Source organism: Bradyrhizobium vignae (genome assembly GCF_900324035.1).
GTDB classification, from domain to species: Bacteria; Pseudomonadota; Alphaproteobacteria; order Rhizobiales; family Xanthobacteraceae; genus Bradyrhizobium; species Bradyrhizobium vignae.
Genome location: NZ_LS398110.1, coordinates 7,242,172 through 7,267,080, shown reverse-complemented (window position 1 = coordinate 7,267,080; position 24,909 = coordinate 7,242,172). Strand labels below are relative to the sequence as shown.

The window sequence follows — 24,909 nt, the reverse complement described above, 5'->3', positions numbered from 1 at the left end:
GGCGTTGCTCCAATGATGAACTCAGGCGGCGCTGCTCTTGCTCCGCGAGGTTTCCGGAATGCAGCCGGCCGAAATCGCCGCCTGCAATTCCTCCAGCTCGGCTTCCAGATATTCGTTGGCCATGATCAGCGCCTTGATGGTGCTGCGCAGATTGCCGTCGCACATCGCGATCGCCTGATCGCAGGCCTGTTCATAATGGCTGTTGTCGAGAAGAGGCGTTGCCGACATCTGAGTTGTCCTTGTGCCTTGTCTTTGCATTTTCCTGGGGCCGCTGGGATCCTTCGAATGTTCCTATTTTGTTCTTTTTGAGTCAAGTGGATTCAGCTGCGGCGAGCGCCGCGAAAGACCGGCTCAGGCTCAGGCGATGATGTCGGGGGTAATCTGGTCTTCGATGAACGCGATGCGGTCGCGCAACAACAGCTTGCGCTTCTTGAGCCGCTGTAACCGCAATAGGTCGGGCGCGGGCGATTGATGCAACGCATCGATCGCCGCATCGAGATCTCGGTGTTCCTGCTGCAACCGGGTGAGCTCGGCTTCGAGCTCACGCTCATCTTCATTGGTCATGTCTGCGGTGGCCGAAAACCGATAGGCGTGAAATCTGGGCTGTGGATGCCCTGTGGAAATTATCGTCCTTGCGCGGCGTGATCGCAAGCGATCTGCGACCCTCGCTCGCCGATCTCCCGCAACATATTTCTGCGAGGAGCTGTGGCCTTGCGCAGCTGCATTGATATCATGGATTTTTCCCGCGTGGTTCCCTTGGTCACGCTTCCTTACATATGAACTTTCAAAAATGACGGCGCGACAACGGATACCCATCGACAGGACGAATCGGTGATGTAGACTTGGCTGTCCGGATCGAATCCTGAGGTTCAACCCTACCGAGGAGGTTTCGAATGACAATTCAGGCACATCTTGTTGAATTGGAACGGAAGCACAAACTTCTCGAAAACGAATTGCACGAAGCTCTTGTGCACCTTTCAACAGACGACCTGCAAATTGTTGAGTTGAAGCGCCGGAAGTTGATGGTCAAGGACCAGATCGAGCGTCTGAAGCAAGGCGACACGCTCCACTAGTAACCCCGTAACACCGCAGAGTTGATCACATCCTTCGCAGGGGTGAGAGCATTCGTGCTCATCCCTGCTGCAGGGTGCACGCCGTGCAAGATCTTTGCACGGCGCTGGTCTTTGTTTGGACGCGTTGCCCTGACGCGAACTGGTATCCACTTCGCACGAAGACGCTCTAGATGCCTGCGAGCTCGGCGACGTGATCGGCGATCGCGAGCGACGACGTCAATCCCGGCGATTCGATGCCGAACAGATTGATCAACCCTGCGACGCCATGATCGTGCGGGCCTTGCATCAAAAAATCCTGCGTGGCCACGGCCGGCGGCACGATCTTCGGGCGGATGCCCGAATAGCTCGGCATCAGCGCGCCATCGGGCAGTGTCGGCCAGTATTTGCGGATCGCCGGGTAGAAGCGCTCGGCGCGTGAAGGATCGACCTCGTAATTGATCGTTTCGATCCACTCGACGTCAGGCCCGAAGCGGGCCTGCCCTGCCATATCCAGCGTCAGGTGCACGCCCAATCCGCCGGGTTCGGGCACCGGATAGATCAGGCGCGAGAACGGCGCCTTGGCGTTGCAGCTGAAGTAGTTTCCCTTGGCGAGGTAGGCCGGCGGAATCCGGTCCAGCGGCATGCCGTCGATGTTGCGCGCCACATTCGTCGCCGAGAGGCCGGCAGCGTTGACGAGAAGGTCGCATTGCAGAGTCATCGGTGCCTCGCCGCCGGCATCGATCTCGATGACACCGGCCGCCGCCTTGGCGCGGATCAGCGGGGTGTGAAACGCGAAGGCGGCGCCGGCGTCCTCGGCCTCGCCGCGCAGCGAGAGCATGTAGGCGTGGCTGTCGATGATGCCGGTTGACGGCGACAGCAGCGCAGCGTCGCAGGCGAGCGCCGGCTCCAGCGCGCGTGCGGCCTCGCCCGAAAGCAGCTGCATGTCGAGCACGCCGTTGGCTTCGGCATGCGCCTTGATCGATTGCAGCTTCTCGGTCTCCTTCGGGCTGGTCGCGACGATCAGCTTGCCGCAATTCTTGTGAGGGATGCCGCGGTCGGCGCAGTAGCGGTAGAGCGCGTGCTTGCCGGCAACGCACATGCGCGCCATCCAGCTTCCGGCGCGGTAGTAGATGCCGGCATGGATCACCTCGCTGTTGCGCGAGGAGGTGATGGTCCCAATGGCCTCGGCTTCCTCGAGCACGATCACCTCGCGCCCGGTCTGCGCGAGCTTTCGGGCCACCGCGAGACCGATCACGCCGGCTCCGATGACGACGCAGTCGACCCTATCCATGGTTGCGCAGGATGTCCGCTGGAAGCGCCGGTGGCGTCAGGCCTGGAAGCGGCTGCGCAGGGGAATTTTCCGTTAAGAAAGCATTTATCATGTCAGGGCAATTGCCGTATTTCGCGTCACATTTTTCTATTGTGGGTACAAGCGTTTACCCGATCCAAACCCGCGAGGCCAGACAATCCACGTTGAAATCGCGGGTGGCTGATGGCTGAGAAGAACTGGCACGTGGGCAGCACGCTTCCGATTGCTGTGCAGGCCGTCATGTGCCTAGCCGGCGCGGCCGCGCCTGTGCGCGCCTTTGCGGCTTCGGACGGGTTCACCGTTCCGGGCGATCTCACCAAGCTTGATCCCAACGTGATCTGGGAAGCCCTGATCGCGGGCATCGTCATCTGCGCGTTCCTCGGCGCGATCGCGCTGTGGATCCATTCCTCGCTGCGTCAGACCCGGCGTTTGCAGTTGCGGCGCAATGCCTTCATCTCGTCCGCCCTGAACAATCTCAACCAGGGCGTGGTGATGACGGATGCGCAGCGGCGCATCATCTTCTGCAACGACCGCTATCTCGATATTTACGGCCTGACCCGCTCCGACCTTTGGACCGGCATGACCGCCCATGATATCCTCGAGCTGAGGCGCAAGCGGGGCGTCCTCGGCGGCGTCTCTGACAACGAGTTCTACGAGAAGGCGGCAAGCCCTAATGGTCTGATCACCGAGCTGCCCGACGGGCGGGCCATCCTGGTGAAATATTTCGTGCTGCCCAATGGCGGCTCGGTTGCGACGCATCTGGACGTCAGCGAGCAGCGCAGGCTGTCACGGCAGCTCGCCTCGACCAAGCAGTTCCTGGAGACGGTGCTGGACAACGTGCCGGCCTGCGTCGCGGCGAAGAACATCGAGGACGGCCGCTACATTTTCGCCAACAGCGCCTGCGAGCGGTTCTGGGGGTTCTCGCGGGATCATGTCGTCGGCAAGAATGCGCGCGAGTTGTTTGCGCCGGTCTCGGCAGCCACGATCGAGGCGACCGACCGGGCGGCGCTCAATTCGCCGGACGGCGAGTTCCGCAACGAATTCGAGCTCGAGCGGGGCGAAGAACGGCGCATGGTCGCTTCGATCCGGATCGTGGTCCGCAACGAGAGCGACAAGCCCGAATTCCTGCTCATCGTGTTCGAGGACATCACCGACCGCCGCTCGCTGTCGAAGGAGCTGGAGAGCACCAAGAAGTTCCTCGAGCTCGTGGTCGACAATATTCCGGTCGCGCTGATCGTGGAGCAGGTCAAGGACGGGCGCTATCTGCTCGCCAACCGCAGCGCGGAGACGATCCTCAACCGTAGGCGCGAGGAAGCCACCGGCCTGACCGCCTCCGACATCTTCAACGCCAAGGAAGCGAAGCTGATCATTGCGCGCGACGAGGCCGCGATCAAGAAACGCGGGATGATCACCGAGGAGCATCCGATCTCCACCAAGGACGGTCTGCGGCTGTTCCTGACCCGCCGCGCCACCGTGCTCAGCGACGCCGGCGAACCGCAATATCTGATCAAGACCCACGAGGACGTCACGGATCGCCGACAGACCGAGTCGCGCATGGCACACATGGCCTATCACGACGGTCTCACCGATCTGCCGAACCGCGCCGCCTTCCTGCAGGCGCTGACTCAGATGATCGAGGCCTGCGAAGGCACCGGCGAGGAGTTCGCCGTGCTCTGCGTCGACCTCGACGGGCTCAAGGAGGTCAACGACGTCTTCGGCCATGCGCTCGGCGACAAGCTCCTGATCGAGGTGGCCCAGCGGCTCCAGGACTCCGCCCGCGGCGGCGTGGTGGCGCGCCTGTCCGGCGACGAGTTCGGTCTCATCATCGACGGCAAGCAGCCGCAAGCGGGGCTCGCGCTGGCGCAGCAGATCGGCGAAGCCGTCGCCGAGGAGTTCCAGATCGATGGCCGGCCGGTCCGTGCCGGCGTCACCACCGGCATGTCGATCTTCCCGCACAACGGCACGGATGGCGCCTCGCTGCTCGCCAACGCCGGCGCCGCGCTGTTCCGCGCCAAGCAGAAGTCGCGCGGCACGATCAGCCTCTACCAGCCGGAGATGGACCAGCAGATCCGCAATCGCCGCGTGCTGCACCAGGATCTTTCGATGGCGATCAAGAACGGCGAGCTCTCGCTCGCCTTCCAGCCGCAGGGGGCCGCCCGCCACAGCGTCGCCGAGAGCGAGATCATCGGCTTCGAGGCGCTGGCGCGCTGGCAGCATCCGGTCCGCGGTCAGGTCTCGCCGGCCGAATTCATCCCGATCGCTGAGGAGAGCGGCCTGATCGTCGAGATGGGCGAGTGGATCCTGCGCGAGGCCTGTCGCGAGGCGGCGTCCTGGCCGAAGCCGCTGCAGGTCGCGGTCAATTTGTCGCCGGCGCAGTTCATGCATGGTGACGTGGTTGGCCTCGTCCATTCGATCCTGATCGAGACGGGCCTTGCACCGGGCCGGCTCGAACTCGAGATCACCGAGGGTGTGCTGATCGAGGATTTCGATCGGGGCCTCGCGCTGCTGCGCCGACTCAAGGCGCTCGGCGTGCGCATCTCCATGGACGATTTCGGCAGCGGTTACTCCTCGCTGAGCTACCTCCAGGCGTTCCCGTTCGACAAGATCAAGATCGACCGCGCCTTCATCATCAATCTCGGCCGCAACCCCCAATCAGCGGCGATCGTGCGTGCCGTGATCGACCTCGGCCACGGCCTCGAAATGTCGATCATCGCCGAGGGCGTCGAGACGGTGGAGCAACTCGCCTTCCTCGCCAAGGAGGGCTGCGACGGCGTGCAGGGCTATCTGCTCGGCAAGCCGCTGCCGATCGGGAAATATGCCGATCTCGTCGGCCGTGCCGAGGTCATGGAGCTCGCGCTCAAGACCGGCTAGTGATGCTGAGCGCTACCAACGCTCCCATTCGACGGCCTCATGGCGGACTACGATCTTGCGATCATCGGCGGCGGCCTGAACGGTGTCAGCCTCGCGCGCGATGCGGCCGGCCGCGGCCTGCGCGTGATTCTGTTCGAGCAGGGTGATCTCGCCGGCGCCGCGTCGTCGGCGACACCGCGGCTGATCCATGGCGATCTCGCGGTGCTGGAGCGCCGTGGCTTCTGGCGGGTGCGCCGAGCGCTCGCCGAGCGCCGGATCTGGCTCGCCATCGCGCCGCACCTGGTCCGGCCGATGCGCTTCGTGATTCCGGCCCATGCGGACGAGCGTCCACCGTGGCTGCTGCGCGCTGGCCTGTTCCTCTATGACAGCCTCGCCAGCCGGAACGGCCTGCCCGGATCGACGACCCTCGACATCACGCATCATCCGGTGGGCAACGCGCTGAAACGTCCGTTCGGCACGGCGTTCGAATATTCGGACTGCGTGGTCGACGATTCCCGTCTTGTCGTGCTCACGGCCCTGGATGCCGCCGAGCGTGGTGCTGTGATCCGGACCGGGGCGCGCTGCGTCCGTGCCGACCGAACCGAGATCTGGCGCCTCGCGGTGGTCGATCGCGGACACCGCCGTACCGTCACGGCGCGGGCGCTGGCCAACGCGACCGGCGGCTGGACCTCGATGGTCGCGGAGACCGTGCTGCGGCAGCCGCAGCCGGTGATGGCGGCCACTCAGATGAGCCAGATCATCGTGCCCAGGCTGTTCGATTCTGAAAACGTCTACGTCTTCCAGAACAATGATGGACAGCTGATCTTCGCCCGGCCCTTCGAGCGCGATTTCACGCTGATCGGCACGGTCACGCACGCCTTCACGGGCGATCCCGCCATCGTTGCGATGCGAGGAGCCGACATCAGCTATCTCTGCGAGGCCGTCAGCCGCTATTTCCGCGAGCGCGTCGCCCCGATCGACGTGGTCCGCACGGTGTCGGGCGTCAACCTGACGCTGGCGTCCGCGCGCGGCCGCGACGAGACGACGCTGTTCCACGCGCGCCGGGGCAAGGCGCCGCTGCTCACGATCTTCGGCGGCGACGTCACCACCTCGCGCTTGCGCGCGGAGTGGGCGGTGACGAAGCTGACCCCGTTCTATCCGATGTCGCCGCCCTGGACCGCGGGTGCGGCGTTGCCCGGCGGAGATTTCGCCTGGGATCGTTTTGACACCGAGGTCGACCTTGCGCGCGACCGCTGGCGCTTTCTGCCGGAGTCGGAAGCCCAGCGCCTGGTTGCGGCCTACGGCTCGGGATTGTCGGCCGTGCTCGGCGAAGCAAGGACACGCGAAGAGCTTGGTCCGGCTTTCGGTCCCCGACTGACCGGCGCCGAGGTGCGCTATCTCGTGACCCGCGAATGGGCGCGTTTTCCGGATGACGTTCTGTGGCGCCGTTCCAAGCTGGGCCTGACAATGCCTGCGGCGGACTGTGAGGCGCTGGCGGCGTTCATGGCGGATTTGACTTAGGCGGGACCTCGCGCACCCGGCATCCCTCCGGGATCGCGAGCCCCCTGGCGGATGGCATATGCGGCAATTGCCGTTCTCTCGTCATCCGACAGGATGACAGGAGGCGCTGCATCGGTACCGGCAAGCTGGAGTACGATGCGGGCAATATCGTCCTGCGCGTCTGCGGGCAGACCGCGTGCGATCTCCAGGGCCTGATCCGGCAACTTGGTCATGTCCTGATCATACGCCCTTTGACGCGCGTCGCATGAAGGCCAATTTCCGGTCATCCGCCCTGAACCGGTTGAGCTAAACACGATCGACCGCTAGCGTGCGGCGGAATCGGGGTTGGCAGGGATCATGGCGGAAGAGCTGCCCGGAAGGGATGTTCAAGCGGATGTGACTGGCGGAGATGCGCTTCCCGCGGCGGGCCAGCCGTTGCTGCGCATCGAGGGCGTGGCCAAGCGCTTTGGAACGTTCCGGGCCGTGGACGGCGTGTCGCTCGACATCAAGTCCGGCGAGTTCTTCGCGCTGCTGGGGCCGAGCGGCTGCGGCAAGACCACGCTGCTGCGCATGCTGGCGGGCTTCGAGGCGCCGGACGAGGGACACATCCTGCTCGGCGGCAAGGATATCGCGCAGGCGCTACCCCACGAGCGTCCGATCAACATGATGTTCCAGAACTATGCGCTGTTTCCGCATCTGTCGGTGCGCGACAACATCGCCTTCGGCCTCAAGCGTGCCGGCATGGCGCGCGCCGAGATCGCCACCCGCGTCGCGGAAATGGTCGCTCTGGTGAAGCTCGAGGGCCTGGAGAAACGCAAGCCGGACCAGCTCTCCGGCGGCCAGCGCCAGCGCGTGGCGCTCGCCCGCGCGCTGGCGCGCCGGCCGCAACTCCTGCTGCTCGACGAGCCGCTTGCGGCCCTCGACAAGAAGCTGCGCGAGAGCACGCAAGGTGAGCTGATGGAGCTGCAGCGCCGGCTCGGCATGACCTTCATCATCGTTACCCACGACCAGGAAGAAGCGATGACGATGGCGAGCCGGATCGGCGTGATGAAGGCCGGCAAGCTCGCGCAGGTGGCTAGTCCTCGCGAGCTCTACGAGGCACCACGCTCGCGCTGGATCGCCGAGTTCGTCGGCGACATCAATCTGTTCGACGGTGAGACAAAATTGCGCGACGGTCATCGTCTGGTCATCGGCACGCGTGATGCGGGTGCGCTGGTGGTCGCCGAGCCGCGCGAACCGCTCGGCACGGGAAAATTCGCGGTCGCGATCCGCCCCGAGAAGGTCAAGCTGTCGCGTCGCGCCCCAGTGAGCGAGGTAGGCCGTGAGACGGCGATCAACCTGCTGGACGGCGTCATCGCCGACATCTGCTATCTCGGCGGCACCACCACCTACAAGGTGAAGCTCGATTCCGGCGGGATGCTGCAGGCTTCGGTCGTCAACAGCGCGCGCCTCGACGTCGATGCCTACAGCCTCAACCAGCATGTCGTCGCCTGGTTCACGCCCGACGATTGCGTGGTGCTGGCGTCATGAGCTCCCGCCGCATCTTCGCGCGGCCGGCGCGCTTCGCTGCGATCGCACCCTATGTCTGGATGGCGCTGTTCTTCCTGGTGCCGTTCGCCTTCGTCCTCAAGATCAGCCTGTCGCAGACCGCGATCGCGCAGCCGCCCTATGAGCCCGTGTTCGACCTGACGGCGGGATGGGAAGCGCTCAAGGCCGCCTTAGCCGCGCTGTCGATCGACAATTTCAGGCTGCTCGGTTCCGACGACATCTATGTCTTTGCTTATGTCCGCAGCCTCACCGTCGCCGTGACCGCGACTGCACTGTTGCTGCTGTTCGGCTATCCCATCGCCTATGGCATGGCGCGATTGCCAAAACGCTGGCAGGCGGTGGCGATGGTGCTGGTGATCGTGCCGTTCTGGACCTCGTTCCTGATCCGCATCTATGCCTGGATCAACATCCTCCAGCATGATGGCCTGCTCAACCAGATCCTGCTGGCGCTGCATCTGGTCAGCCAGCCCGTAGTGTGGCTCTCCACCGACACCGCGATGTATATCGGCATCGTCTATTCCTATCTGCCGTTCATGATCCTGCCGCTCTACGCCACGCTCGCCAAGATGGAGCCGGCGCTGGAGGAGGCGGCCTCCGATCTCGGCGCGCCGCCCTGGCAGGTGTTCTGGCTCGTCACCTTTCCGCTGTCGCTGCCCGGCGTCGGGGCCGGCGTGCTGCTGTGCTTCATCCCGATCGTCGGCGAGTTCGTGATCCCTGATCTCCTGGCCGGCTCCAATGCGCTGATGATCGGCCAGACCCTGTGGCTCGAATTCTTCACCAACAAGGACTGGCCGGTCGCCTCCGCCGCGGCCATCGTGCTGCTGGTTGTGCTGCTGCTGCCGCTGCTGCTGTACGAGCGGCTGCAGAAGCGGCAGCTGGAACAGGGGCGCTGAGACGATGCGCAGGGTTTCGCGCCTATCCCGCTTCAACATCGCGTCGCTGGCGCTGGGCCTGGCGTTTCTCTATTTGCCGATTCTCATCCTCGTTCTCTATTCCTTCAACGCCTCCCGGCTGGTGACGGTGTGGGGCGGGTGGTCGCTGCGCTGGTACCGCGAGTTCTTCAACGACCACGCCATGATCGAGGCGGCCTGGATGAGCCTGCGGGTCGCGGTCTCCTCCGCGACGATCGCCACGCTGCTCGGCACGCTCGCGGCGGTGGCGCTGTCGCGCGGTGAACGCTTCCGCGGCCGCACGCTGTTTTCCGGCATGCTCTATGCGCCGCTGGTGATGCCGGAGGTGATCACCGGATTGTCGCTGCTCTTGCTGTTCGTCGCGCTGAACGCCGAGCGCGGCTTCTGGACGGTGACGATCGCCCACACCACGCTGACGATGTGCTTTGTCGCGGTGGTTGTGCAGTCCCGACTCGGCTCGCTCGATCGTTCGTTGGAGGAGGCCGCGATGGACCTCGGCTGCGACCCGGTTCGGGCGTTTATGGCCGTCACCCTGCCGCTGATCGCGCCTGCGATCGTCGCAGGCTGGATGCTCGCCTTCACGCTCTCGCTGGACGATCTCGTCATCGCGAGCTTCACCACCGGCCCCGGCTCGGCGACGCTGCCGATCCGCATCTATTCGGAGGTGCGGCTCGGTGTGAAGCCTGAGATCAACGCGATCTGCACGCTGGTGATCGCCCTGATCGCGGTCGTCATCGTCATTGCCTCGCTCGCCTCGAAGCTGTCGAGCTCGCAGGGCGAGAGCGCGGCACCGCTTTAGAGCAGGATGAGTTTTTGCTTGAAACGATGCGAGCCCAGAAGGCAGATCACCTCTCCCGAAGGGAGAGGTCGGATCGCATCAAAGATGCGATCCGGGTGAGGGCTTGAGGTCTCGCTGATCGCTGCGGCCCCTCACCCGGATTGCTCAGGCGCGCAATTGCGCGCCGAAGCAATCCGACCTCTCCCCGTCGGGGAGAGGTGAACCGAAGCCGCCTCGATACGCACTCAGGACTTCACCGCACCCGCCGTGAGCCCGCCCACCATGTAGCGGCGGAAGGCGTAGTAGACCGCGGCCGGCGGCAGCGCGTAGATGAAGCCGGTCGTCATCAACAGCTCCCACGGCGAGTCGTCCGCGGCGAGGAAGTTGCCGAGCGCGACGGGGAGCGTGATCTCGCGATCGTTCGAGAGCAGCAGGAACGCGTAGAGATATTCGTTCCAGGCCAGCAGCACCGCATAGGTGCCGATCGCGACCAGCGAGGGCATCATCAGCGGCAGATAGACCAGTCGGAAGATCTGCAGCGTCGTGGCACCGTCCATCACCGCGGCCTCGTCCAGCTCCACCGGCAGCTTGTCGGAGGCCTGCTTGAGCACCCAGATCGCGTAAGGCGAGGCGATCGTCACCATGGCCAGGATCAGCGACCAGTGATTGTTGAGCAGGCCGTAATTGCCCATGGTGCGATACATCGGCACCGCGAGGAACGCCGCCGGGATGAAGTAGGTGAAGAGCGCGAGGTTCAGCACCATGCGTCCGCCCGGCACCTTCAGCCGAGAGATCGAGAACGCCGCGGCCGTGGCGATGAACAGCGTCAGCACGCCGACGGATGCCGCGATCAGCGTCGAATTCCAGAACTGGACGTAGAAGTCGCGCAGGAAATAGTGCTGCTGCTTGAACACGATCTCGAAGTTGTGCAGCGTCGGATGGTCCGGCCACAGCTTGCCCGAGAACGCGTCCTCCTTCGGGGAGATCGCGAACAGGAACATGTGATAGATCGGAATCATCGTCCACAGGAAGACGGGAATGCCGATCAGCAGCAGCCGCGCTTCCGTCGCGACGTCACGGAGAGAGGGAAGCTTCATCGCGACAACCGTTTCATCATGAAGTACACGAGCGGCAGGACGAACGGCATCGCGCAGACGATGGAGGCCATCGCGAGCGAGAGCTGGTCGAGCCGGAGATAGCGGATGCCGAGCGTCGACAGCACGTGCGTGAGGTCGGCCGGGCCACCGCCGGTGAGCAGGTAGACGCTGTTGAAATCGCCCAGCGTCCAGATCATCGAGAGCAGCGTGCAGGTCACGTACAGCGTCTGCATCGACGGCCAGGTGATGTAGCGGAACTTCTGCCACCAGCTGGCGCCGTCCACTTCGGCGGCCTCGAACAGATCGTGCGAGATCGCAAGGCGTCCGGTGATCAGGATCAACGTCCAGAACGGCAGCGATTTCCAGATGTGCACGGCGATCGCCATGCTCAGCGCCACGGTCGGATCGTTCAGCCAGTTCGGGCCGTCATCGCCGGTGAGAGAGAAGATGAAATGGTTGATCATGCCCCACTCGGGATTGAGCATGAAGCGCACCGACAAAATGGTGGGGATCGACGGCACCGCCCAGGGCAGGATGAAGATCACCGAGAGCCATTTGATCCAGGTGCGCTGCTGCGCGAAGAAGCCGGACAAGAACAGCGCGATCAGCATCTTGATGTTGATGCCGATGACCAGGAAGATCAGCGTGTTGACCGCGGCGCGCGCGAAGATCGGATCGTTGTAGAGCGCGACGTAGTTTTCCGGCGCGCGTGCCAGCCACAAGCCGTAGCCGACGGGATAGACGACGAAGGCCAGGAAAACGAGCAGATAGGGCGCGAGCAGGATGATGCCCCAGACCTGCGCCGGGCTCAGCCGCGACGACAGGGGCGGGCCGGGAATTGCCTGATCGCCAGAGAGCGTGATTGCCATTCTTTTCGGACTCTTCAAAGAGAAGCCGGCCGCGAAACGCGGCCGGTATTGTTCTTATACCTCTCCCTGCAACGCGGGGAGAGGGGCCGATGACTAACCTGCAACCTGCTTGATGCGGGCGATCAGTTCGTCGACAGCCTTGTCGACCGGAACCTTCTCGCTGACGACGCGGTTCATCGCCTTCGCCCACACGTTCTCGTTGTTGAGAATCGTGAACTTCCAGTTCTTGGTGAAGTCGAACGCCGCGGTGCCGCCCTTGAACTGCGTGTAGACGGCCTTGCGGTGCTTGTCAGCCTGCCAGAACGGGCTTTCCTGGCTTTCCTTCGTCACCGGGAACCAGCGGCCGAGCGCACCCTCGATATAGGGACGGACGTTCTCTTCCTGGAGCAGGAAGCTGATGAACTGCTTGGCCTCGGCTTTGTTCTTGGCCGCGGTGAAGATCAGACCGGTCTTGACGTCGGAGCGGTACTTGATGGTCGAACCATCCGGCGCCTTCGGGAAGGACGCCGTGATGATGTCCTGCTCATAAGCCTTCTTGCCGGCCTCGCGCTGTTCCGGCGTGAGGTTCTGATTCTGGGAATCTTCATACCATTTCGCAGCGATCGAGATCGTGAAGTTGTGGGTCATCACGATCGTCTTGTTGTGGAAGGCGACGTTGTTGTCGGGATCCTTCCAGGTGGTCGAGGACGGCGGGGTGCAGCCCTTGATGTAGGTGTCGGTATAGTCCTTCATCGCCTTGATCAGGCCGTCGCGGACCTTGGGATCATCGACCAGCAGCTTGCCGTCGTCGTCGACCAGCTTGACGTGGTAGGCATCCATGAAGGTGTAGAAGGACTGGAAGGCGTCGGTGGATTCCACGCCCATCGGCTGGCCCACGGCGTAGATGCGCTGGCCGGTGGCCTTGCGGATCGCCGGCTGCACCTTGTCGCACCAGAACGTCCAATAACCCGTCCAGTCGTTCGGGATATCGCTCTGCTTGAAGCCGGCCTTCTCCAGCATGTCGTTCCAGATCTGGACGTGCATGCTCTGCTGCTTCAGCGGGAAGCCATAATAGGCCTTCTTCTTGGTGACATCATTGTAGAGGATCGACGCATCGAGCGTGTTCTGCACGAACCGGTCTTTGATCGGCTCCATGATGTCCGTGAGGTCCTCGAGCTTGCCCTCATAGGCCCACTTGCCCTGCGCCTGCACGTCATAGGAATCGGAATAAGCCACATCGGGAACGGTGCCGGCATCGAGCGCTGCGACCGTCTTCGGGATCATGTCCTGGATCGCGTATTGCGACAATTCGACCTTGATGCCGGTCTTGGCTTCGAATTTCTTGATCGTCTCCAGCAGCGCGTCGTCTTCGGAACGATAGAAGCCCTTGCCCCACCAGACCGTGATCGTCTTCTGCTGCGCAAAGGCGGGTGCAGTGGCGGCAAACAGCCCAACCGCAGCGACCGCCAATGATACTGCGCCAATAACCTTGGATTTCACGTTTTTCTCCCTCAAACGGCCGGTGTTTTAACCGGTCGTATAAAACACTAGCGCATGGCCGTCCTCCGATCTAGCGACTTCTTGTCAGACCAATGTCTTGGGGGTGGAGGGGCTGTGGCGAATTCGCGCATTGATCCAAAGCTCGCATCAATGCATGCCAATCAATTCGCCTCGTGGCCTTGTCATCGTTTCCCTTTGAGGCCGGTCAAAGCGGCATTCGGGCTCGTGTCAGCGGATCGGGATCGTGGCCTGCCTTGTCCGCTCGTCCGGGAAGGCGAGCGCCATGCCTCGAGCAGCATCTTGAGAAATTGGCTGGCATGAGGAGATAGTGTCGCCCCATGCCTGCGCACGATTCCGATCGTCCGCGACACCTCCGGCTCGACCAACCGAACCGTGTGAATGATGGGGTGGCCGGCCGCCGGCGTCGCGAGCCTCGGCAGCACGGCGATGCCAAGTCCCGCTTCGACCAGGCCGAGCGAACCGGAGAGGTGGGCGACTTCATAGGACCAGTTCAGCTGCAGGCCATGTCGCGCCAGCGCATTGTCGATCAGCGCGCGATTGCCGCTGTTGCGACCGACCGTGATGACCCGGTGCGACACGATTTCCGACCAGCTGACCTGTTTGCGCGACGCCAGCGGATGGTCATGGCGGCAGGCCAGGACGAAAGGATCCTCGACCAGTTTCTCGAATTCGATTTCCGCATGCGAAGCGCCGATGAAGTTGATGCCGAAATCGGCTTCTCCGCGTGCGACCGCTTCCAATCCCTCGTTGGCACCGATGTCCAGAATCCGGATGCGAATGCGCGGATACGCTTCGGCAAATCGGCCGATCGCACGCGGCAGGAAGTAGAACACCGCCGTCGGCACCGCAGCCACCGAGACGAGGCCTGAACTTCGCGCGCCGATATCGTGGATGGCGAGCACCGAGGTCTCGAACTCGTCGATGAGGCGGCGCACCTTCGGCAGGAAGTCGCGGCCGGTCATGGTGAGATTGACGTGGCGCGTCGACCGTTCGAGCAATGGCGCACCGAGGCCTTCTTCCAGTTTCTGAATGCGTCGGCTCAGCGCCGGCTGCGACAGGTTCAGCGCCCTCGCGGTGCGGACGAAGCTTCCCGTCTCCGCCACGGTGATGAACGCCTTGAGGTCGAGCAGTTCTGCGTTCATCGCGGCAGCCTCCAATTATATCGATAACCGGAATAATACCTCAGATATTTGCATTTCACAAAAGAGTTCTGCCGGAGGATGCTCTGGCTCGCGCGAAGATGTCGCCGAACGGAAGAGCTCCATGAACGATCAGATTGCCATTCCCTGTGTGGTCATGCGTGGGGGAACCTCACGCGGGCCGTTTTTCCTGGCCCGTGATCTTCCGGCCGACCCCAAACTGCGCGACGCGGTCCTGCTGTCCGTGATGGGAGGAGGACACGATCTTGGAATCGATGGGATCGGCGGCGGCAATGCCGTCATCAACAAGGTCGCGATCGTCGGACCGGCAACGGTGGCCGGCGCCGATGTCGATTACCTGTTTGCCCAGGTGCGGGTTCGAGAGGGGATCGTCGATACCTCGCCGAATTGCGGGAACATGCTGGCGGCTGTGGGGCCGTTCGCAATTGAAGCCGGACTGGTCGCCGCCGCGGCAGATCGCACCCATGTGCGCATCCACAACGTCAATACCGGCAAGTTGATTGACGCGACCGTTCCGACACCCGCAGGACGCGTGACCTACGACGGCGAGGCGCGGATCGACGGTGTTCCGGGGACGGCCGCGCCGATCGAACTGTCGTTCCCCAATGCGGCCGGTGCACGCACTGGCCGCCTGCTGCCGACGGGACGTCCGGCCGACCGCATCGAAGGGATCGATGTGACCTGCCTCGACGCGGCGATGCCCGTCATGTTGGTCCGCGCGGCGGATCTGGGATGGACCGGCAGTGAGGCGCCCTCTGACTTCATCGACGGCCGCTTTCGCGCGCGTCTCGAAGACTTGCGCATCGAGGCGGGGCGCCGGATGGGCTTTCCGGATCCCGCAACGATGGTGATCCCGAAACCGGTTCTGATTGCGCCCGCGAGGGAGGCGACGTTGAACGTCAGGTACTTCATGCCGCATGACTGTCACAACGCGCTGGCGGTGACCGGCGCCGTCGCGATCGCGACGGCGTGCGTCACGCCTGGAACGATCGCGGCAGAGATGGTCGGACCACTGGCGCCGCCGGTGCCGATCACGCTTGCCCATCCTTCCGGCCAGCTCGTGGTCAGGCTGGAGCCCGGCCCGGTTGCACGGGTGCTGCGAACAGCTCGGCGAATCTTTGAGGGCCACGTCTTTGCCCGTCGATCGCACGTGACTCATTCGGTGCTGGCGGCCTGAAGCCCGCCGCCTCCGAAACCATCAAGAACAATCAGAGCCATGGGAGAAACGAGAATGCAAAAGGAAGCACCGGTTGGGCATCCGAGCACCGAGGCGGGAAAGCCATTCTACCGGATTCTCTATGTCCAGGTGCTGATCGGCCTCATGCTGGGTGTCCTCACGGGCCATTTCTGGCCTGAATTTGGCGCCGCGCTGAAGCCCTTTGGCGACGGCTTCGTCAAGCTCGTCAAGATGATGATCGCGCCGATCGTGTTCTGCACCATCGTCAGCGGCATCAACAGCATCAGCGATTCCCGCGAGGTCGGCCGCACGTTGGTGAAATCCATGGCGCTGTTCTACCTGCTGACCGGGCTCGCTTTGCTGGCCGGGCTGATCGCAGTGTCCCTGATCCAACCGGGCGCCGGCATGCATGTTGCGGTCAATACGCTGGACCCATCGGTGGCCGCGAAATTCACCAAGCAGGCCGGTGCGACCGGATTAGCGGACTTCATGCTGCACATCATTCCGCATTCGTTCTTTGGAGCGTTCGCCGATGGTGAGGTGCTGCCGGTCCTGCTGATCTCCATCCTGATCGCCTTTGGCCTCAGCCGTGCCGGCGATGGGGGTGTCGTGGTGACGAAGGCAGTCGCCTCGTTCTCACAGGTGCTGTTTGTGTCTTTCGGCTTCATCATGAAGCTCGCCCCGCTCGGCGCCTTCGGCGCCATGGCGTTCACGGTGGGCCGCTACGGCATCCGTTCGATCGGCTCGCTCGGACTGCTGATCCTGACCTTCTATATCGCTTGCTCCGTCTTCGTGGTGGTCGTGCTGGGTGCGCTGGCGCGGCTGAACGGCTTCAGCCTGTGGAAGACGATCCGCTACTTCAAGGAAGAGCTGCTGATCGTGCTCGGCACGTCGTCGTCGGAGCCGGCGCTGCCTGGCGCGCTGCGCAAGCTGGAGCAGCTTGGATGCCGGAAAGGCGTGTCGGGGCTCGTGTTGCCGATGGGCTATTCCTTCAATTTGGACGGCAGCGCCATTTATCTCACCCTGGCGTCCATCTTCATCGCGCAAGCCTGTGACATTCACCTGTCGTGGGGACAGATCGCAGCAATGCTCGGACTGATGCTGCTGACGTCCAAAGGGGCGGCCGGCGTCACCGGCAGCGGCTTCGTCGCGCTTGTCGCCACCCTCTCTGTCATGCCGGATCTGCCCGTGACCGGCGTGGCGCTGCTCGTCGGCATCGACCGCTTCATGTCGGAGGCGCGGGCGCTGACCAGCATGATCAGCAACTGTGTCGCATCCATCACCATTTCGCTGTGGGAGGACGCCTGTGATCGCGAGGTGTTGGCCCGTGAGCTGGGACAGGGCAGCACTCTCACGCCCGCGGCAGGAACGAAGACCGGCGAGGCAACGGCGGTGCGGGAGGATAAAAGCTGGATCGCGACCACGCAATCGGCCGCTTGACGGCACGTTGCGATCGAGCCGCTCGCAATGTCCAATCAAGCAATCGAGCCCGTGGCGCTGAAGTGCCGAATCCGACAGTGCGCGTTAGTTGGACTTGGCGCTCTCTTTGGCGTTCTCCGCCGTCGGCGATTCCGCCGGTGCGGGACGCTTTCCGGTGCCGGTGATGCGCTCGATTGCGGAGCGCACGGCGTCACCCCCCTTGCGGTCCTTCAGCATGTCGAGCAGCGGCGCGGAGGCCGGCGAGCGGCGGATCAGGCTTTCCGGATCCGGGAAGATCAGCGGATCGTCCCAGGGGCCCTGCACCACGAAGGGCAGTTCGAACCCCGACGCGCCGTTGAGGCTCGCCACGCCCTTCATGTCGTATTCGCGTGCCGGCACCGAGGCGGTGCCGGTGAGCGTGATCTTCGTCGCCGGCCCCTCGACGCGGATGTCCTCGGCGGTGGCGATCCCGTCGGAGAATTTCACGGCGATGGTGAGATTGTCGTAGGGCGTCGAGCCGCTGCGGAAATTGCCGCCGCCCGACAGCGGCCGCCGCTCCAGCCGCTTCAGGAGCTGCTCGGCGTTGAAGCCCGAGATCGCACCGTCATGCCCGGTCACGCTGGCGCTTCCGTCGAGTGACTGCACGAGACCGAACGGGCTCGATCCGGAGGCGAGCAGCGAGACGTTGATGTTGCCGCGGCCTGACAGCTTGTTGAGACCGAACAGTTCGGTGGCGCAGGCCTGGAGATCGACGTCGGTGAACTGGAATTGCGCCTTGATGTCGGCGACGGTGTCGGACCGCGCGATACCGAACGAGCCCTTTGCGATCCCGCCATAGACCTGCGCCTCGCCGACGGAGAGCGCCAGCGTGCCGTTGCGCAAATTGGCGCCGATCGCGGTGCGGCCGAGCTTCGTCGGCCCGACCGTCAGCCTTGCAGCCGACAGGCGCATGTCGAGGTCGGTGGTCGACAATCCATTGAGATCGAACAGCTGCCTGTTCCAGTCGCGCGCGCCGCTCGCGAGCAGGCGGAACGTCGAGATATAGGGCGTGAAGTCGAGCGCGTCGGCGGCGAGCGTCGCCTGCAGCGTCTGCCGGCCGTTGTTGGCGTAGGTCATGACGCCCTCGGCGGCATTGCCGTCGAGCTCGACATTGACATTGGTGAGCGCGATCGAGGCGCCGACGACGTTGGCGCGCGCCTTCAGCGCGAAGCGGCCGAAGCCGCCGCTGCCGGGCTGCGGCTGCCCGGTCCAGCGCAGCGCGTTGCGCAAGGACGGGCTGTCGACCGTGAGCGTGCCTTCCATCATCGGGCTGGTGCGATTGGCGACGCTGCCGTCGAAGGCGAGCTTGACCGGCGCGCTGGCGATTCGCGCCTTCAGGCCGGACCGGTCGCCGGAGAGGGCGGCAACGAAATCGGAGAAGCTGATCGAGCCGTCGACGCGCTCGCCGCGCCAGTCGAACTGTCCGGTCGCAGCAAAGGAGCGCGAGATCGAAGGCCAGGCCAGCGACAGGTCGATGTCCTCGAGCTTCTCGGTGGCATGCGTGGCGGGGTCCTCGTAGTCGAGCACGCCGTCCTGGATGCGGATTTCGGAGAACGAGACCTGGTTCTCCGCCCCGGGCTTCATGGTGCGTGCGATGGTCTGGATGAAGGGCGTCCAGTTGCTTTCGCCGTCCGGTTTGAGGCTGACATGGATGCGTGGCCGCAGGAGCATCAGGTCGGCGATCTCGAATCGTTGCAGCAGCAGCGGCAGCAGCCGCAAATTCGCGGTGAGCACCTCGACCTGGAGCGCGGGAGCGCTGGTGCCGCCGCCCTTGAGGCCGACGTCGTGGAAGGAGATGTAGCTCGCCGGCAGCACCGAGATGTCGATGCTGCCCGCGACGCTGAGCTCGAGCCCGGTGACGTCGCGGATCTGCGCTTCGACCGCCCTGCGCAGCGCGTCGCGGTTGATGAGCCAGGAGGTCGCGATCAGGGCGATCAGCGCGACGCCGAGCAGCGCCGCGATCGGCGTCCCGAGGCGCTTCATTCCTTGGGCCATGGTCAATGGCATGTCCTGATCGGGTTGGTCGTTGGAGCCAGAAGGGCGGGCCGGGAAACCTGCGCGCCCACGCCCAACCCCCGCAACTTGATGGGTTTTCTTGACGCTTTCAAGGCCGCGGCACGGTTATGCCCACGGCGTGGGCAGCTTCTATCACCCAGCGGCGGAGCGGAGAACCCCGTATCATTGACGGCTTCGGACGATTTCGCCTAATAATCGCCGCCAATAAGGCGCGACGCCTGCAAGCCGAAGGTTCAGTCGAGGTTTTTTGCATGAATAAGGTCTATCCCGACGCCAAGTCGGCGCTGTCAGGCATTCTAAAAGACAACATGATGATCATGTCGGGCGGCTTCGGCCTCTGCGGCATCGCCGAGGAGCTGTCGGACGCGATCCGGGAGTCCGGCGTCAAGGGCCTGACGGTGGTCTCCAACAATGCCGGCGTCGACGGCATCGGCCTCAGCCGCCTTCTCGAAACCCGCCAGATCAAGAAGATGATCTCGTCCTATGTCGGCGAGAACAAGCTGTTCGCCCAGCAATTCCTCGCCGGCGAGCTGGAGCTCGAATTCAACCCGCAGGGCACGCTGGCCGAGCGCATCCGCGCCGGCGGCGCCGGCATCCCGGCCTTCTACACCAAGACCGGCGTCGGCACGCTGATCGCCGAAGGCAAGGAAGTGAAGGAGTTCGACGGCGAGAAATATCTGATGGAGCGCGGTCTGTTCGCCGACCTCGCCATCGTGCACGCCTGGAAGGGCGACACCGCCGGCAACCTCATCTACCGCAAGACCGCGCGCAATTTTAACCCGATGATGGCGACCGCCGCCAAGATCACTGTGGCCGAGGTCGAGCATCTGGTTCCGGCCGGTGAACTCAATCCCGACCACATCCATACGCCCGGCATCTTCGTGAAGCGCATCGTCGAGGTCGGTACGGCCAAGAAGCGCATCGAATTCCGCAACACCCGCCCGCGCCCCAGCGCATGATCCGGAAAAGTGGAAGCCGCTTTTCCGATCAGATCATGCGCCACTAAAGAATCGACAGGAGACCAAGATGGCCTGGACCCGTGAACAGATGGCTGCGCGCGCCGCGAAGGAATTGCGTGACGGTTACTACGTCAATCTCGGCATCGGCATCCCGACGCTGGTCTCGAACTACATCCCTGACGGCATGGACGTCTCCTTGCAGAGCGAGAACGGCATGCTCGGCATGGGCCCGTTCCCCTATGAGGGCGAGGAAGACGCCGATCTCATCAATGCCGGCAAGCAGACCGTGAGCGAGCTGCCCTCGACGTCCTATTTCTCCAGCGCGGATTCCTTCGGCATGATCCGCGGCGGCCACATGGATCTCTCGATCCTCGGCGCCATGCAGGTGGCTCAGAACGGCGATCTCGCCAACTGGATGATCCCGGGCAAGATGGTCAAAGGCATGGGCGGCGCGATGGATCTCGTCGCCGGCGTCAAGCGCGTCGTCGTGGTGATGGAGCATTCGGCCAAGGATGGTCCGAAGCTGCTGAAGAAGTGCAACTTGCCGCTGACCGGCGAACGCGTGGTCGACATGGTCGTCACGGATCTTGCCGTCTTCACCATCGACAAGCACGGCGACGGCGGCATGGCGCTGATCGAACTTGCCGACGGCGTCTCGCTCGACGAGGTCAAGGCCAAGACCGAAGCCGAATTCCGCATCGCGCTGAAGAACACCTGAGGCTTCAGAACACCTGAGGCTTCGCGAAGGGGGCGCGCATGACGATACGGTCTGCGCGTCCCGAAGAGATTCAGGGGCGGCGCTGATCAATGCGGCTCTGCGGGTCAACGTCGGAAGCATCCTTCATCTGAAAAGGTTTCGATGACGGGTGCAGTGTGCGCCTATCACGGCAAGAGTGTTTGCGCTGCGACAAGTTTTTGCCGGATTCACGCTGGGGCGCCGTCGCCACGATGGGCGTGCCGGCGCCGGCTCGCTGAACTCAAGCTGCAGTCGCCGAGGGCGGCACGGTGAGAGGCCGCACGCCCTTGCGCCAGTCGGTGATGGTGCAGCCGAACCGGCCGCGGAACCAGCGCGCCATGGCGCTCTGCGCGGAGAAGCCAAGCTGCACCGCGATGTCGGTCAGCGGCCGGCCGGGGTCGTCGATCAGCCGGGTCACGAGATCGGCGCGTTGCGCATCCAGGATGGCCGAGAAGCTGGTGCCCGATGCGGCGAGGCGGCGGTGGATGGTGCGGCGGGTGCAGGCAAGATGCTCGGCGACGCGCTCGACCGTGCAGTCGCCGCCGGCGAGCAGGAGGCGTACGACCTCGTCGACCTTCTGCTCCCAGCTTGCGGGCCGTGTTTCGATCGCCTCGATCCGCTTGCGTAGGTAATTCGCGATCAGCGGATGCGCGCTAGGGATCCGGCGTCCCAGATCGTGCGCCGACAACAGGATCGCGTCATGCTTCGCGTTGAAGATCACGCGGCAGCCGAAGAATTCGCGGTAGCGCTTGCGGTCGTGCGGCGGTGGATAATGCAGGTGCACCTCCTGCGGCCGCCAGTCGTGACCGAACAGCGACTGGATGATGCGGTGGACGCTGCCGAGCGCCATGTCGATCGACTGGCGCGAGGCGCTCGGGTGCCGGCCACGCAGATGCATCGCGACGGTCACGGTCTGCTTGCCGCGCGCAACGTCCAGTCGCATGCCATCGTGATGGATATGGATGAAGCGCGAGAACGCATCGATGGCCTCACCGACGGTCGCTTGTTCGCGCACGATCAGGCTGACCGCGCCGAAATTGATCAGGCCGCCGCGCTCGGCGAGACGCAAGCCGAAATCTTCGGAGCCGGACGCCTCCGCCGACAATTCGAGCAGACGGCGCAGGGCGGCGACGGCAATGGGCGTGTCGGGCTTGTCGAGGCAGGCTGGCGGCAGCCTCGCCTTGCGCATCATCTGCATGGGGTCGAGACCGACTGACCGGGCAACCTCCGGATAATAACTCAGGCTTGAGCTGCGAATGAGGTCGGTCATGCGAACCGTTCCTGCCAGCCATTCCCAAGGATGTCCCGAAATGTAAAATTTCTGTCCCGGTCAGTCAAATCCAGGAACGGGACGGAACATACATAGGGGAGACCGAAGCACGGGCGTGAATGCCGTGTTGACGACGGCGCGGCAGGGCGATGGAGCCGGCTACCGTCTCGGGCCATTTGACCAGGACATTGCTGGATCGGGATCGTGCCGGGAAACATGCTTTCCAAGGGTGAGATATTCGTCGTCGACACCGACGCTGCCTCCCGCGAACAACTTTCGACCGCGCTCCAACAGAACGCCTATGAGGTGATCTGTTTCGCCGACGGTGCGTCTCTCTTGTCTGCAGCAAAGGCGCGGATGCCGGCCTGCGTGCTGCTGGAGCTGCCGTCCGATCACTCTGGCCTCGAGGTGCTCAAGCGGCTGCGCGGCGAGAACTGCATGGCGCCGGTACTGGTGACCTCCGCGAACGGCAGCATTGCCATGGCGGTCGACGCCATCAAGAGCGGCGCGGCCGACTTCATCGAAAAGCCGTTCCGCACCCACGACGTCGTCGGCCGGATTGATGCCGCCATCGATGAGTTCGCCCAGCCCGCAGCGATCCGGCAATGCTGGCTGCCCGGTTGCGAGCCCCTGACCGAGCGCGAAGGCGACGTGCTCGAGCATCTCGCCGTTGGTCTCACCAACAAGGAGATCGCCCGGCGGATGCATCTGAGCGCCCGGACGGTCGAAGGTTATCGCGCCAGCATCCTGAAGAAGGCCGGCGCCCGCAACGTGACCGATCTGCTCCGGCGCATCTTCGGCCAGGGCGCGCCGACCCAGGCCTAAAGGGACTTCAAAGCGTTCAGCGGCCATGGTGCCGCCGCGTCGGCGCCCCGCGGAAACCCCAATCGAACCGGTTCCTTCCCTGCCGCGTCCAACCACGATGGCGAGGCATTTCATCGCGCGCGTCCGGCTGGCGGCGCGGCGATAGGCAGGAGGGACTTCATGCGCATCACCGCAAGAGACTTGGCAACCACGGGCCTGGTCCTGGTGACCACGGCCATTGCGTCGCCGTCATGGGCGGCCAACGTGGACGCCACGTCGACGATCGAGACGGTCACCGTCTATCCGGACGGCGCCACCGTCACCCGTGTCATTTCGTTGGACCTCGCCTCCGGTGATTCGACGCTGGTCGCCAAGGACTTTCCGCTCTCGCTCGATCCGTCTTCCCTCCGCGTTGAGGGCGAGGCGGGCGCCAAGCTCACCATCGGCGCGATCGATGCGCGGCCGCCGAAGGCCGCACCGCCCGCGAACCTCTCCGGGCTGGACAAGCGCATCGAAGCACTGAGGGATCAACGGGCCGACCTGCAGGGTGCGATCGACTCGGCCAACGCGCGGCGCAAGTTTGCGCAGCACTTTGCCGAAGCCTCGCCGGCCGGCCTCGGCGAGAAGGGCGAGGCGCGCCCGATTACCGAATGGCGCGCGGCCTTTGCGGCGGTTGCCGAGGAGATCGCGACCGCGGACACCGCAATTCGCGATGCCACGCGAAAACAGCGCGAGATCGATCGCCAGATCGCCGAATTGGAAGCCGAGCGCTCGGCCAAGCCGCCCAGCATGCTGGAGGTGCGGATCGACGTGGCATCGGCCGCCGCGACCAAGGCGATGCTGCGCGTGACCTACACCGTGCGCAACGCGCGCTGGGTGCCGCTCTACGATGCCCGGCTCGACACCGGCGCTAGGGATCGCAAGCCGCAACTCGAACTCGTCCGTCGCGCCGAGGTCACGCAGTCGACCGGCGAGGACTGGTCGAACGTGACGCTCGGCGTCTCCACCGTGCGTCTCGGCCGCGGCGGCAGCGCGCCGGAGCTGAGCTCGCTGGTGGCGCAATATCCGCAAGTGCCGAAGCCGCTGGCGCTCGGCACGGCCTCGGATCTGGCGCGGCCTGCACCGATGACGCGTCAGGCGCAATCACCGGCCATGGCCAAGATCGCAGAAGCGGCCGAGCCGCGCGAGCGCGCCGACGAGCAGCAGGCCGTCGCCGAGATCGGCGACTTTCAGGCCACCTTCAAAATTCCCGGCCGCGTCAGCCTCGGCGCTGCCGAGGGCGCCAAGAGCTTGCGTATCGCTTCGGTGAATGTGCCCGCCGATCTCGCCGTACGCGCGGCGCCGGTGATCGATCCCACCGCCTTCCTCGAAGCCAGCTTCAAGCAGACGGACGACACGACGCTTCTGCCCGGCAAGGTCGCGATCTATCGCGACGGCGTCTTCGTCGGCCGTGGCAAGATCACGGCGTCCGCCAAGGACGACATCGTGCGGCTCGGCTTCGGCGCCGACGACAAGGTGAGAATCGAGCGCACGGTGCTCAAGCGCAACGAGGGCTCGGCCGGCTTGCTCGTGACGACGTCGAAGACCGACGAGCGCGCGTTCAAGACCACGATCCGCAACGGTCACGACTTCCCGATCAAGGTCGCGATCGAGGACCAGTTGCCGGTCAGCGAGAACGAGGACATCATCGTCGAGATGCTGCCCTCGAGCACGCAGCCGACCGCAACCAACATCCGCGACAAGCGCGGCGTGCTGGAATGGTCGTTCGACGCCAAGCCCGGCGAAGTCAAGGACATCAACTTCGCCTGGCGCGTCCGCTGGCCGAAGGACCAGAGCATGGTGATCGTGCCGGCGGGGTAGATTGCCAGCCGCGAACGAAGTGCGCTCCCTCTCCCGCTTGCGGGAGAGGACTGGG

Annotated in this window: 22 protein-coding genes; 12 read left to right on the top strand and 10 right to left on the bottom strand. The window is 64.1% G+C overall.

Annotation, left to right across the window (positions count from 1 at the left end; genetic code table 11):
* Positions 1-21: 21 nt before the first annotated feature.
* Entirely contained in the window at positions 22-228 is a 207-nt protein-coding gene (locus tag BRAD3257_RS34930; protein WP_122405596.1) for a hypothetical protein, read from the bottom strand.
* A 129-nt stretch (positions 229-357) separates the two neighbouring features.
* Complete coding sequence (locus BRAD3257_RS34925; RefSeq protein WP_008546179.1) at positions 358-564, bottom strand: YdcH family protein; 207 nt, start codon at positions 562-564, stop codon at positions 358-360.
* 329 nt (positions 565-893) lie between these two features.
* Between BRAD3257_RS34925 and BRAD3257_RS34920 the strand changes: the two genes are divergently transcribed.
* Positions 894-1,073, top strand: a complete 180-nt coding sequence (locus BRAD3257_RS34920) for a YdcH family protein (RefSeq protein WP_025034152.1) — start codon at positions 894-896, stop codon at positions 1,071-1,073.
* Positions 1,074-1,239: 166 nt separating this feature from the next.
* Here the strand turns inward: BRAD3257_RS34920 and BRAD3257_RS34915 are convergent, their stop codons facing one another.
* Positions 1,240-2,343 carry an NAD(P)/FAD-dependent oxidoreductase gene (locus BRAD3257_RS34915; RefSeq protein WP_122405595.1) on the bottom strand — a complete coding sequence of 368 codons (1,104 nt, stop codon included), beginning with the start codon at positions 2,341-2,343 and terminating at the stop codon, positions 1,240-1,242.
* A gap of 201 nt (positions 2,344-2,544) precedes the next feature.
* On the opposite strand from BRAD3257_RS34915, the gene BRAD3257_RS34910 reads away from it, so the two are divergent.
* Together BRAD3257_RS34910 and BRAD3257_RS34905 are read left to right on the top strand one after the other, a co-directional pair.
* Positions 2,545-5,232, top strand: a complete 2,688-nt coding sequence (locus tag BRAD3257_RS34910; protein WP_122405594.1) for a sensor domain-containing protein — start codon at positions 2,545-2,547, stop codon at positions 5,230-5,232.
* A gap of 39 nt (positions 5,233-5,271) precedes the next feature.
* Positions 5,272-6,732, top strand: coding sequence for a glycerol-3-phosphate dehydrogenase (locus BRAD3257_RS34905; protein WP_122405593.1), 1,461 nt, complete (start codon positions 5,272-5,274; stop codon positions 6,730-6,732).
* Here the strand turns inward: BRAD3257_RS34905 and BRAD3257_RS34900 are convergent.
* The gene (locus BRAD3257_RS34900) at positions 6,729-6,944 is read right to left on the bottom strand and encodes a hypothetical protein (protein WP_122405592.1); all 216 of its coding nucleotides are present in this window, start codon (positions 6,942-6,944) and stop codon (positions 6,729-6,731) included. The two genes, BRAD3257_RS34905 and BRAD3257_RS34900, sit on opposite strands and share 4 nt — an antisense overlap.
* A gap of 124 nt (positions 6,945-7,068) precedes the next feature.
* Here BRAD3257_RS34900 and BRAD3257_RS34895 point away from each other — a divergent pair, with 124 nt between their 5' ends.
* The 3 genes from BRAD3257_RS34895 to BRAD3257_RS34885 are packed head-to-tail and all read left to right on the top strand — an operon-like array spanning position 7,069 to position 9,969.
* The gene (locus BRAD3257_RS34895) at positions 7,069-8,241 is read left to right on the top strand and encodes an ABC transporter ATP-binding protein (RefSeq protein ID WP_122405591.1); all 1,173 of its coding nucleotides are present in this window, start codon (positions 7,069-7,071) and stop codon (positions 8,239-8,241) included.
* Complete coding sequence (locus tag BRAD3257_RS34890; RefSeq protein ID WP_122405590.1) at positions 8,238-9,152, top strand: ABC transporter permease; 915 nt, start codon at positions 8,238-8,240, stop codon at positions 9,150-9,152. Before BRAD3257_RS34895 ends, BRAD3257_RS34890 begins: the two co-directional genes overlap by 4 nt.
* A gap of 4 nt (positions 9,153-9,156) precedes the next feature.
* Positions 9,157-9,969, top strand: a complete 813-nt coding sequence (locus tag BRAD3257_RS34885) for an ABC transporter permease (RefSeq protein ID WP_122405589.1) — start codon at positions 9,157-9,159, stop codon at positions 9,967-9,969.
* A gap of 224 nt (positions 9,970-10,193) precedes the next feature.
* Here BRAD3257_RS34885 and BRAD3257_RS34880 read toward each other — a convergent pair whose 3' ends face one another.
* The 4 genes from BRAD3257_RS34880 to BRAD3257_RS34865 form a co-directional block, all read right to left on the bottom strand.
* The gene (locus BRAD3257_RS34880) at positions 10,194-11,045 is read right to left on the bottom strand and encodes a carbohydrate ABC transporter permease (RefSeq protein ID WP_122405588.1); all 852 of its coding nucleotides are present in this window, start codon (positions 11,043-11,045) and stop codon (positions 10,194-10,196) included.
* A complete protein-coding gene (locus BRAD3257_RS34875) occupies positions 11,042-11,914 on the bottom strand; it encodes a carbohydrate ABC transporter permease (protein WP_122405587.1) in 873 nt (290 codons plus the stop codon). Before BRAD3257_RS34875 ends, BRAD3257_RS34880 begins: the two co-directional genes overlap by 4 nt.
* Positions 11,915-12,007: 93 nt before the next feature.
* Positions 12,008-13,393: an ABC transporter substrate-binding protein gene (locus BRAD3257_RS34870; RefSeq protein WP_122405586.1), complete on the bottom strand. Its 1,386-nt coding sequence runs from the start codon at positions 13,391-13,393 to the stop codon at positions 12,008-12,010.
* A gap of 182 nt (positions 13,394-13,575) precedes the next feature.
* Positions 13,576-14,556, bottom strand: coding sequence for a LysR family transcriptional regulator (locus BRAD3257_RS34865; RefSeq protein WP_122406926.1), 981 nt, complete (start codon positions 14,554-14,556; stop codon positions 13,576-13,578).
* Positions 14,557-14,677: 121 nt separating this feature from the next.
* Between BRAD3257_RS34865 and BRAD3257_RS34860 the strand changes: the two genes are divergently transcribed.
* Together BRAD3257_RS34860 and dctA are read left to right on the top strand one after the other, a co-directional pair.
* Positions 14,678-15,751, top strand: coding sequence for a 4-oxalomesaconate tautomerase (locus BRAD3257_RS34860; protein ID WP_122405585.1), 1,074 nt, complete (start codon positions 14,678-14,680; stop codon positions 15,749-15,751).
* A 54-nt stretch (positions 15,752-15,805) separates the two neighbouring features.
* Positions 15,806-17,191 (top strand): C4-dicarboxylate transporter DctA, encoded by a 1,386-nt coding sequence (gene dctA / locus BRAD3257_RS34855; protein ID WP_122405584.1) that lies wholly within the window; start codon positions 15,806-15,808, stop codon positions 17,189-17,191.
* A gap of 84 nt (positions 17,192-17,275) precedes the next feature.
* On the opposite strand, the gene BRAD3257_RS34850 is transcribed toward dctA, so the two are convergent.
* Entirely contained in the window at positions 17,276-19,204 is a 1,929-nt protein-coding gene (locus BRAD3257_RS34850) for an AsmA family protein (RefSeq protein WP_162500646.1), read from the bottom strand.
* 272 nt (positions 19,205-19,476) lie between these two features.
* On the opposite strand from BRAD3257_RS34850, the gene BRAD3257_RS34845 reads away from it, so the two are divergent.
* Positions 19,477-20,184 (top strand): CoA transferase subunit A, encoded by a 708-nt coding sequence (locus BRAD3257_RS34845; RefSeq protein ID WP_122405582.1) that lies wholly within the window; start codon positions 19,477-19,479, stop codon positions 20,182-20,184.
* Positions 20,185-20,251: 67 nt separating this feature from the next.
* A complete protein-coding gene (locus BRAD3257_RS34840; RefSeq protein ID WP_122405581.1) occupies positions 20,252-20,902 on the top strand; it encodes a CoA transferase subunit B in 651 nt (216 codons plus the stop codon).
* A gap of 259 nt (positions 20,903-21,161) precedes the next feature.
* On the opposite strand, the gene BRAD3257_RS34835 is transcribed toward BRAD3257_RS34840, so the two are convergent.
* The gene (locus BRAD3257_RS34835) at positions 21,162-22,190 is read right to left on the bottom strand and encodes an AraC family transcriptional regulator (protein WP_122405580.1); all 1,029 of its coding nucleotides are present in this window, start codon (positions 22,188-22,190) and stop codon (positions 21,162-21,164) included.
* 216 nt (positions 22,191-22,406) lie between these two features.
* On the opposite strand from BRAD3257_RS34835, the gene BRAD3257_RS34830 reads away from it, so the two are divergent.
* Together BRAD3257_RS34830 and BRAD3257_RS34825 are read left to right on the top strand one after the other, a co-directional pair.
* Positions 22,407-23,015: a response regulator transcription factor gene (locus BRAD3257_RS34830; RefSeq protein ID WP_174221652.1), complete on the top strand. Its 609-nt coding sequence runs from the start codon at positions 22,407-22,409 to the stop codon at positions 23,013-23,015.
* A 159-nt stretch (positions 23,016-23,174) separates the two neighbouring features.
* On the top strand, positions 23,175-24,854 hold the full coding sequence (locus BRAD3257_RS34825) for a mucoidy inhibitor MuiA family protein (RefSeq protein WP_122405578.1): 1,680 nt from the start codon (positions 23,175-23,177) through the stop codon (positions 24,852-24,854).
* The last annotated feature ends 55 nt before the right edge of the window (positions 24,855-24,909 follow it).

Excerpts from the sequence above, each read along its gene's own strand:
- BRAD3257_RS34930 (WP_122405596.1), bottom strand. The coding sequence starts at position 228 with ATGTCGGCAACGCCTCTTCTCGACAACAGCCATTATGAACAGGCCTGC.
- BRAD3257_RS34925 (WP_008546179.1), bottom strand. The coding sequence starts at position 564 with ATGACCAATGAAGATGAGCGTGAGCTCGAAGCCGAGCTCACCCGGTTG.
- BRAD3257_RS34920 (WP_025034152.1), top strand. The coding sequence starts at position 894 with ATGACAATTCAGGCACATCTTGTTGAATTGGAACGGAAGCACAAACTT.
- BRAD3257_RS34915 (WP_122405595.1), bottom strand. The coding sequence starts at position 2,343 with ATGGATAGGGTCGACTGCGTCGTCATCGGAGCCGGCGTGATCGGTCTC.
- BRAD3257_RS34910 (WP_122405594.1), top strand. The coding sequence starts at position 2,545 with ATGGCTGAGAAGAACTGGCACGTGGGCAGCACGCTTCCGATTGCTGTG.
- BRAD3257_RS34905 (WP_122405593.1), top strand. The coding sequence starts at position 5,272 with ATGGCGGACTACGATCTTGCGATCATCGGCGGCGGCCTGAACGGTGTC.
- BRAD3257_RS34900 (WP_122405592.1), bottom strand. The coding sequence starts at position 6,944 with ATGACCAAGTTGCCGGATCAGGCCCTGGAGATCGCACGCGGTCTGCCC.
- BRAD3257_RS34895 (WP_122405591.1), top strand. The coding sequence starts at position 7,069 with ATGGCGGAAGAGCTGCCCGGAAGGGATGTTCAAGCGGATGTGACTGGC.
- BRAD3257_RS34890 (WP_122405590.1), top strand. The coding sequence starts at position 8,238 with ATGAGCTCCCGCCGCATCTTCGCGCGGCCGGCGCGCTTCGCTGCGATC.
- BRAD3257_RS34885 (WP_122405589.1), top strand. The coding sequence starts at position 9,157 with ATGCGCAGGGTTTCGCGCCTATCCCGCTTCAACATCGCGTCGCTGGCG.
- BRAD3257_RS34880 (WP_122405588.1), bottom strand. The coding sequence starts at position 11,045 with ATGAAGCTTCCCTCTCTCCGTGACGTCGCGACGGAAGCGCGGCTGCTG.
- BRAD3257_RS34875 (WP_122405587.1), bottom strand. The coding sequence starts at position 11,914 with ATGGCAATCACGCTCTCTGGCGATCAGGCAATTCCCGGCCCGCCCCTG.
- BRAD3257_RS34865 (WP_122406926.1), bottom strand. The coding sequence starts at position 14,556 with ATGAACGCAGAACTGCTCGACCTCAAGGCGTTCATCACCGTGGCGGAG.
- BRAD3257_RS34860 (WP_122405585.1), top strand. The coding sequence starts at position 14,678 with ATGAACGATCAGATTGCCATTCCCTGTGTGGTCATGCGTGGGGGAACC.
- dctA (WP_122405584.1), top strand. The coding sequence starts at position 15,806 with ATGCAAAAGGAAGCACCGGTTGGGCATCCGAGCACCGAGGCGGGAAAG.
- BRAD3257_RS34850 (WP_162500646.1), bottom strand. The coding sequence starts at position 19,204 with ATGGCCCAAGGAATGAAGCGCCTCGGGACGCCGATCGCGGCGCTGCTC.
- BRAD3257_RS34845 (WP_122405582.1), top strand. The coding sequence starts at position 19,477 with ATGAATAAGGTCTATCCCGACGCCAAGTCGGCGCTGTCAGGCATTCTA.
- BRAD3257_RS34840 (WP_122405581.1), top strand. The coding sequence starts at position 20,252 with ATGGCCTGGACCCGTGAACAGATGGCTGCGCGCGCCGCGAAGGAATTG.
- BRAD3257_RS34835 (WP_122405580.1), bottom strand. The coding sequence starts at position 22,190 with ATGACCGACCTCATTCGCAGCTCAAGCCTGAGTTATTATCCGGAGGTT.
- BRAD3257_RS34830 (WP_174221652.1), top strand. The coding sequence starts at position 22,407 with ATGCTTTCCAAGGGTGAGATATTCGTCGTCGACACCGACGCTGCCTCC.
- BRAD3257_RS34825 (WP_122405578.1), top strand. The coding sequence starts at position 23,175 with ATGCGCATCACCGCAAGAGACTTGGCAACCACGGGCCTGGTCCTGGTG.